Origin of the sequence: uncultured Campylobacter sp. (genome assembly GCF_937890585.1) — a bacterium.
Lineage (GTDB): Bacteria > Campylobacterota > Campylobacteria > Campylobacterales > Campylobacteraceae > Campylobacter_A.
Genome location: NZ_CALACG010000254.1, coordinates 1 through 1804, shown reverse-complemented (window position 1 = coordinate 1804; position 1804 = coordinate 1). Strand labels below are relative to the sequence as shown.

Here is a 1804-nt window from a genome sequence, read left to right as displayed (position 1 = left end):
ACTTTTAAAAAGAAGCTTGCACTTTGATAAAAACAAGATAAATATAAATGATCCGATGCGTTTGTTGCCGTCGCTAAAAGGGTGATCTTTGATGATATAGTAGATCAAATTTGCCGCTTTTTCTTGTGGGCTTGCCAAAAGATCACGTCCGCCAAATGTCTGATAGATATTTTTTATTATCCCTTCAAATTCATCTGCCTTTTGAATACCAAAGATATTTGACGCCTCACCCTTGTTTATAAGCTCTCTTTTTAGCTCATCTACTGCCATTAGTGCTTCGTCATATCCAAGGATAAAATTTTCGCCCACATCGCTTTTGCAGGGTCCAAGTGAGCCATCATCAAATTTTTGCAGTAGCGACCAGCTCTTTTTGTAGTATCTAATAAGCTCTAGCGTCTCTTTATCATTGCTACTCATAGCGCCTCTTAGATTAGAAATTTATCTCTTTTAGATACTCGCTGACATCTTTTTTGACCTCGTCAGCTAGCTCTTTTGGTTCAAGCACCTTTATGAATGGCAGGTAGTAGTATATGAGCGGCTTTATCTCCATTATGTGCGTAAATTCTATCTCTATCTCGACTGAGCCGTCGCTATCTTGACCAGTTATACGCTGCTTTGCGTGTGGTTTTCGCTCAAAGTATTTCGCCACTTCTGGCGCTAGTAGTAGTCTTGCTATTTTTGGGGCTTCTAAATTTGCCCATGCTGAGTTCATCGCCTTTACACGCTCATCTAGCTCACTACTTAGCTCAAATTTATCCCCACTATGCTTTATATCTTTTATGCTCTTTAGGTGAAATTTTTTAAATTTATCACCCTTGTTGCTATCAAGCAAGAGCAGATACCAAAATCCCTCAAAAAGTGCTAGCTTTAGAGGCTTTACAAGAAACTCAAAGCCGTTATACGTGCATGTTATCTCCGCTTTTTCTCTTATAGCATCCTCAAGCGTTTGAAAATTTACAAGGTCATCCTCGCTTAGCTTTTCGTTGTTTATGTTTGTCAGTATCGGGTGGTTTAGCTGCTGAGAAATTTGCTCTAAAAGCACGTGAGCCTTGCTGTAAAAATTTGATCCCATGTTTTTTGCCATGTTATCAAGGATGTTTAGCACCACCCTATCATCGCCGTCTAGTCCGTCGCTCGCGTCCTCGTCGTTTAGGCTCCAGTAGTGCCCCTTTTTGACGGCACCATACTCTCTTAGCGTGTCGTAAAGGTCGCGCTGGATGGTCTTTGAGGTCACTCCAAGCATAGCTGTTAGCTCTTTTATCGTGTGCGGTCTCTCTCTTAGCTTTAGGGCTATAAAATTTATACGTTCAAATTTGCTGTTTTCTTGTTTGGTTATGATGGGTTTCATTTGACCTCCTAGTTTGGGGATTATATCCAAATTAGGACTAGAAGATGTCTTTTCTAGCATAATATCTGCCTAAGGCCATCTAGCGCGCCACATTTTAGACTTATGCCTATATACTGCGAGATGTAGTTATCTCGTGGGTTTATACGGATAAGAGTTGCTTTTTTGGAGCGTTTAACGAATTTCTCACCAAAATTTCTAATTGTCGGCACCGCAAGCCCAGCGCCTAGCTCTATGAGCACAAAGCGGCTATCTTTGTTTTGCTCAAGCCACGCTTCATATCTTTTATACTGCTCGTTTATGCGCCTTGTATTTACCATCCAGTCGTAAAACATCACGATATTTGGGCGGCTCACGCAGCCACACTCTGGGCAAACTGGCATATCTAAAGCGATAAATTTCTCTTCATTTATTTTGACGTCGCTACAAGTCTGCCATATAGCGCCATCACGCTTGTGG

The 1804-nt window shown here is 41.2% G+C and carries 2 protein-coding genes and 1 pseudogene; all 3 read right to left on the bottom strand.

Translation table 11 applies throughout. The annotated features are described in order from the left end of the window. Positions 1 to 417: Fic family protein (locus tag Q0296_RS07675; RefSeq protein WP_298038923.1), on the bottom strand; the 417-nt coding region annotated here is incomplete at its 3' end. A gap of 13 nt (positions 418 to 430) precedes the next feature. Next, the gene (locus Q0296_RS07670; protein WP_298038920.1) at positions 431 to 1348 is read right to left on the bottom strand and encodes a WYL domain-containing protein; all 918 of its coding nucleotides are present in this window, start codon (positions 1346 to 1348) and stop codon (positions 431 to 433) included. A gap of 53 nt (positions 1349 to 1401) precedes the next feature. Beyond that, positions 1402 to 1804: pseudogene (locus Q0296_RS07665) on the bottom strand (NAD-dependent deacetylase); the annotation flags it as partial.

What these genes read in the sequence shown, in the direction of transcription:
- Q0296_RS07670 (WP_298038920.1), bottom strand. Translation starts at nt 1,348, where the DNA reads ATGAAACCCATCATAACCAAACAAGAAAACAGCAAATTTGAACGTATA.